General features: G+C 67.7%; 3 protein-coding genes and 1 pseudogene. 3 read left to right on the forward strand and 1 reads right to left on the reverse strand.

Features of this window, described 5'->3' with window-relative positions:
- Positions 1-145 precede the first annotated feature (145 nt).
- Positions 146-3,070, reverse strand: a complete 2,925-nt coding sequence (pulA, locus tag BKH20_RS00885) for a pullulanase-type alpha-1,6-glucosidase (protein WP_075389556.1) — start codon at positions 3,068-3,070, stop codon at positions 146-148.
- An 804-nt stretch (positions 3,071-3,874) separates the two neighbouring features.
- Between pulA and BKH20_RS00900 the strand changes: the two genes are divergently transcribed.
- The 3 genes and pseudogenes from BKH20_RS00900 to BKH20_RS00910 all read left to right on the forward strand — a co-directional run.
- Positions 3,875-4,279, forward strand: coding sequence for a hypothetical protein (locus BKH20_RS00900; RefSeq protein WP_075389559.1), 405 nt, complete (start codon positions 3,875-3,877; stop codon positions 4,277-4,279).
- 144 nt (positions 4,280-4,423) lie between these two features.
- Positions 4,424-5,077 carry a hypothetical protein gene (locus tag BKH20_RS13885; RefSeq protein ID WP_143224918.1) on the forward strand — a complete coding sequence of 218 codons (654 nt, stop codon included), beginning with the start codon at positions 4,424-4,426 and terminating at the stop codon, positions 5,075-5,077.
- 725 nt (positions 5,078-5,802) lie between these two features.
- Positions 5,803-6,000, forward strand: a pseudogene (locus BKH20_RS00910) (hypothetical protein); the annotation flags it as partial.

A 6,000-nucleotide genomic window follows, 5' to 3' on the forward strand; every position in this document is an offset into this window, starting at 1 on the left:
TGCTCCTCGGTCGCCCAAGGTTTGCGGGCATATGCCCAGGTCAGGACGGTTTGCCGGTTGGAGCAGAGCGGTGAGGGCCGGGGAATAGTCGCCAAAAGTGACAGTTTTCCTCGATGTTGAGCCGCGGCCGGGCGCAGTTGCTGTCTCAGTGGCTCTGGGGCTGCACCAGGACGGCCACGGTGCGTGCCGGCACCGAGATCGTGCCGCTGGCGCGGTCGAAGCCGGTGCGGCGCACCACCTCATCGGCCCCCTCGGTCTGAATGGGGCAGAGGCGGAAGTCCCGGCCCGCCAGCTCGGGCAGCGGCTGAGTGAGCGTCTGCCCCGAGGCGTTGAAGACCACCAGGACGGCGTCGAGCTCGGGGTCCACGTCGCACCCGCCCCGGGTGTCGTCGATGAGCATGGCGATCACCCCCGCCGGCGCCCCGAAGCCCGCCCCCGGGAAGCTCAGCTTGTCCTGGATGAGGCGGGCCGAGCCCAGGCTGAACAGCGGCGTCGAGGCGCGCAGCCGCAGCAGATCCAGGGCCTGGGAGCGGGCCGCGGCGATCTCCTCGGGCGAGGGCCGCAGCCAGTCGTCCTGCAGCAGCGGCTTCTGGATGCCCCAGGAGCCCTCGTTGCGGCTGGCTGGCGGCAGGCCCCGACCGAAACCGTTGGACTGCCCCGTGAAGTCGATGGTGTTGAACCAGTCCCCGGAGTTGTAGGAGTCCCGGTCCAGGGACTTGCTGCGCAGCAGCTCAGTGCCCGCGCACCAGAAGGCCGGCGACTGCGCCAACGTCACCGTGGCCAGGCACACCGTGTTCATCCGCACCCGCTCGGCCACCGGCATGCCCTGGGGCAGCTTGTAGGCCAGCAGGTCGTAGAGCGTCTCGTTGTCGTGGGCGTCGACGTAGTTGACGTTCTCCTGGGGGTGGGAGGCGAAGGCCGCCGGCGCCCCGTTGTGGATGAGGTCGATGCCGCGGCGCACCGACCCGTCCGAGATCGTCATGACGTAGTCCTTGAGGTTGCCCGCCAGGCCTAAGCGCACCAGGTCGGTGCGGTGGGCCAGGTCCGCCGACTGCTCGTGCCAGCTGCGGTGGTCCAGGCCGCTGGGCTGAGTGAGCAGGCCGGTGCCGAAGCCCTGGAAGACGCGGTGGTCGGGGTCGAAGGCGCTCCCGCCGTGGACGGCGTCGCGCAGGCGGTCGTTGAAGGCGCCGATCCCGGTGCCGTCGAGCTGACCCTGGGTGGCCTGCACGAACAGGGCGTTGCCCGCGACCTCCCCGAAGTTCCAGCCCTCCCCGTACAGGTAGAGGGAGCGGCCGTCGACGCCGTCGGCCTCCAGCGTCAGCTCGTCCAGGGCCGCCCGCACACGTTCCATGACGGCGCGCGGGTGGTGGCCCATGAGGTCGAAGCGGAAACCGTCGACCCGGTACCAGCGCGCCCAGCGCACCACCGAGTCGACCATGAGGCGCGCGCACAGGGCGTTCTCGGTGGCCGTGTTGGCGCAGCAGGTTGAGCTCGTCACCCGCCCGACGGCGTCGAGACGGTGGTAGTAGCCCGGCACCACCCGGTCCAGGACGCTGCGCGGGTCCTGCCCGCAGGCGGCCGTGTGGTTGTAGACCTGGTCGAGGACCACCTGGAGGCCCAGGTCGTGCAGGGCCCCCACCATCTCGCGGAACTCGACGACGCGCGCCCCGCCGTCCTGGTGGCCCTCGGTCGCGTAGGAGCCTTCGGGGGCGCCCCAGTGAAGCGGGTCGTAGCCCCAGTTGTAGGCGTCGTCGTCGGCCACCTCCGCGACGGCGGCCTGCTGGTCGGTTGAGGCCGGGGGCGCGCCGGTGGGGATGTTCGGGGCGCGCTGGGAGCCGCGGTGCTCGGGGATGGTGGCGATGTCGAAGGTGGGCAGCAGGTGGATCGTGTTCATGCCGGCCTGGGCCAGCTCGGCCAGGTGGCGCACGCCCGCCGAGCCGGCCACCGTGAAGGCCCGGTAGGTGCCGCGCAGCTCGGGCGGGACGGTGTCGTCGGCGGCGGAGAAGTCCCGCAGGTGGAGCTCGTAGATGCTGCGGGCCGAGTCGTTGCGGACCGCCGGCGCCCGGGTGGTGGCCCACCGTTCGGGGGCCAGGCGCGGGTCGGCCAGGTCGACGGCGACCGAGCGGGTCGAGTCCGTCGTCAGCGCCGTCGAGTAGGGGTCGGTGACGACGTTGGTCTCCACGCGCCGAGTGGAGGGCACGTAGACCCGCACCTCCCACAGGTACTGGCAGCCGGCGCCGATGGGGGCGCCGGGCCGGTTCGGGCCGGGCTCGTCGCCGGGGGCGCTCGCGGCGGTGTCGGCCGGGGAATCGGGGTGGTTGGCCACGACCCAGCGGCCGTCGCCGGTGCGGACGGCCGGGGTGCGTCGCGGCGGGCCGGGGACCTCCGGCACCGAACCCAGCGGGTCACCGGTCTCCCAGGTCAGGAGGGTGACGGCTTGCGCGGTGGGCGCCCACAGTGCGAAGGAGGGCAGGCCGTCGGTGAAGGTGACGCCCAGCTCGGCGCGGGTGGCGGCCTCGGCGTAGAGGTGGTCCAGGAGGATGGCGGTCTGCACCCCGGTGAAGGCGTCGAGGCGGGCGTCGCTGACGTCGGCGGCCTCGGTGGGGTCCGGAAGGCCGACGTACTGGGCGACGGCGACCTGGCCGGTCAGGGCGGAGGCGACGGCGTCGTCGTCGAGCAGGGGGGTGCCGGCGGCGTCGGTCGCGCTCAGGGCGATGTAGCCCTCCAGGTGGGGGTGTGCGGCGAGGACGTCGCCGGGCAGGTTCCCGACGATGCGCAGGGGCGTGACCGTCGGGGCGGGCATGCCGTCCGCGCCCAGGATCCGGCCGTGGATGGCTGCAGCGCCGCCGTCGGGCGCCGTGATGAGACGCAGGGCGAGGCCGGAGCCGGGGAGGGGGTCGCCGGCGTCGGTGACGACGACCTCGCGGTCCATCCCCCGGGGCAGCAGGGACAGCGGCCACGCCAGGATGGTGGGGGTGACCCAGTAGGCGCGCTGCTCCTCGCTGCCCGCCACGGGTGGGAAGGCCGCGGTGGCGTCGAGTGTGCAGGTGATCGAGTAGATGAAGGTCATGGAGGTGTCCTTCCGAACAGAGGCGTCGTGCTGGGGCGCCTCCGGTCCTGCCAGTCGTGTCGCGGGCGGCCTCGTGGGGCGGGGGTCAGACGCGGGGCCGCGCACTTCGTAGTCTCCCCCGGGCGGCGGGCCCTGTCAGCCCGATGGCGGGAATTGTCCTGTCCGGCCCGCGGAGCGTGGTCCGCAGGCGGTCCGCGTGTGGGCGACTTTTCGTGCAGACAGGGACGTTCGACGCCGTCGGGGACCAGAATCCTGTCCCGCACGCGCAGGACGCCCCCGGCTGCAAGGGATTGTCCCCGTGGGTGGAGGTGGGCGGAGTCGGGGCGGTCGTTGAGGGGGCAGGTCTGCTGACGATCTGCACTATGAGTGGCGCCACATTGATCTCGGTGAGGTAACGGCCTACTGGTAGGATCGCGCCGTTCCGTTCGTCTGGTGCGTCAGCGTCCTCGATGCGTGGTGCGCCGTGCCAGTGCCGCAGGAGCTTGTGCGATGGCGAGTACGTTGAAGTGGGATGCCGAGTCGGCGTCGTTTGTGGTGTCCGACCTGAACTCCGCGAACTCGGAGGTCAGCGGTAAGAGTGTGGGGGCCCCATCCGGGTGCGGCTGGTCGAAGTCGGCGGCAACGCCGGTGGTGTCGGAGCTTCAGTCGACTGTGTCCGATCTGCAGCGGACTCTGCCGGAGTTGTCGAAGAACATGTCATCGGCAGATGCGTCGATACGGCAGACCGACAAGGACAGCGCCAGCAGCACCCCGAAGTCCTCGTAAACCTCCCTCGCCAGTTCCCAAAGAAAGTGACGTGAAACAATGCCGATTGATACGCATCTGGACGCGACGCCAGCGGATATCACCGCCTCTGCGCTGGACGTGGGCAAGGTGAAGACCGCAGTGGATGAGGCTGAGATCGATGTGTCGAGGGCTAATCGCACCATGCAGTCCGGTGAGCTTGAAGGGGATACCGCTAAGCAGGTCAAGAAAGCTGTGGGGTTGAAGCTGCAGCAGTGCCGGACCCTGTCCTCGAGCCTGGGGAGCTACAAGACCGCCTTGGAGAACTTTGCCTCGGGGCTGACAACGGTTAAATCCGACCTGGCTGGGGTCCGGGAGAAGGCGGTTGCCGGTGGGTTGACTGTTGAGGGGGAGAAGGTGATGGAGCCTCAGGCGCCGCCGCCGCTCATGGAGAACAACCCTGTCGAAAGGGACAAGGACCGGTAGACTCATCAGACGCTGGTTGGCAATTACAACACTAAGAACGCCCTGTACAAAACACTGTCTACCGAGACCAGTGATATCCGCATCAAGGAGACAGAGGCGCGCGACGCGTTTGCTAATGCATGCTCTGCGATCATTGACAACCCGGTGTGGAAGGAGCTCAAGGGCGCGCTCCTCCCGGACACGTCTGCGGGCGGAGCTGTTGCCGTAGGAAAGACGGCAATCTGGGCGAACAGCATGGTGCAGCGTGCGGCGACGCTGGCCGAGGGCGTCGGACTCAAGGCCACCAATGCCGTGGTCAAGCACCCCATGAGGGATAAGCCCCACAAGTGGGTGACGTCCCACGACCCCAGGAGAGGTACGCCCAAGGGCATGAAGCCCCGCTGGGTGAGAAATGATCGCCATCTCAGCAACTGGGAGGTCCCCGAGGGTAAGAGCGGGACCTGGGGAGGCAAGACTGTCGCTGCTGCGAGGAAGGCGGCGCCCTACCTGGAAAAGGTTGACAAGGGCTTCGTGGCGGTCGACTTCGCCGTCAGTGGCTATGAACAGTGGCAGAAGGACTCCCACAACCCGTCCCTGAGTGAAGGGAAGAAGGTTGCGCGCGCAACAACGACTGGAGTTGGTTCGGCAGTGGGAGGATACGCGGGGGCAAAGGTTGGTGCCGCTATTGGTGCCTCGTTTGGTGTGGCCGGCGGCCCCATCGGAGTCGCCGTCGGTGGGGCCGCAGGAGGCATTATTGGAGGTGTAGCGGGCTCCTGGCTCGGAAAAACTGGGGCGAATTGGTTCAATAATACTTTTTGAAGTAAAAAGAGGTGTGAAGTGAGGTGATTTAGGAGTGCATTCTTCTGGAGTTCTCGCACCTGTCGGGTGTCTTGTTCTCGGTGGTATGACAATGGTGAACTGGTGGTTCATGATGTTTTCGGACCACTGGTATGGAGACTTGCTGCGCACAATCTCGAAAAATTGGTTCAATTTAGGGCGCAATGCTGACTCGCTTCTACAGCCCGCAGCGGGTCTATCTTTCATTTTTTTGGTGTCGGCATGTTTTTGTATCCAGTCGATGCTGATAAGAGTGCTATGGGCTGGCTTTTAGGGGGAGGTGCTGTATTCTTTCTGTTTGTGGCTGTGTTGGGGTTGATTCCGTTTCGGTGGCCGGGTCCGATGTATCCGGAGTGGCAGCTGGAGAGGCGTCGTCGGGAGCAGGAGGCCGCTCGGGCCAGGTGGGAACATGAGACCGGCAGCATTGTGATGCGGGGACGGCATGCTATGCTCTCAGAGACGGCAACCGACGCAGGTGGTCAGTACGGTCAGTACGCGGGCGGCCCGGGTGGCGAGGACCCGCTGAGATCCGGCGACTCCCTGCCGGTGCGGGCCCATCTCCCGCATCCTGACGGCAACACCAGTGATCCCCGGTAGTGTGGAGGGCTTGTGCAGAGACTGCTCGGGTGTGTGTGTGCTAGGCATGGTGGTGAACTGCCTGGGTGGGCGGACCGTGTCGTGCTATGGCTGGGAGGGAGTTGGGGTGCGTGAGTGAGACGGTGCGTGTTCGGCTGGCGCCGGGGTGGCGGCAGGTGACCGCGGATGAGCTGCCTGCGGGGTTGTTGCGGGGTACGCAGGACACGGTGCGCTACATCGCGGCGGCTGTGCCCCAGACCCGCGCCTACGCGCCGAACCTGGTGGTGGTGCGCACGCCCTTGGGCGCCGATGAGGACCCCGGTGCTGTG

Source organism: Actinomyces oris (assembly GCF_001937445.1).
GTDB lineage: Bacteria > Actinomycetota > Actinomycetes > Actinomycetales > Actinomycetaceae > Actinomyces > Actinomyces acetigenes.

Excerpts from the sequence above, each read along its gene's own strand:
- pulA (WP_075389556.1), bottom strand. The coding sequence starts at position 3,070 with ATGACCTTCATCTACTCGATCACCTGCACACTCGACGCCACCGCGGCC.
- BKH20_RS00900 (WP_075389559.1), top strand. The coding sequence starts at position 3,875 with ATGCCGATTGATACGCATCTGGACGCGACGCCAGCGGATATCACCGCC.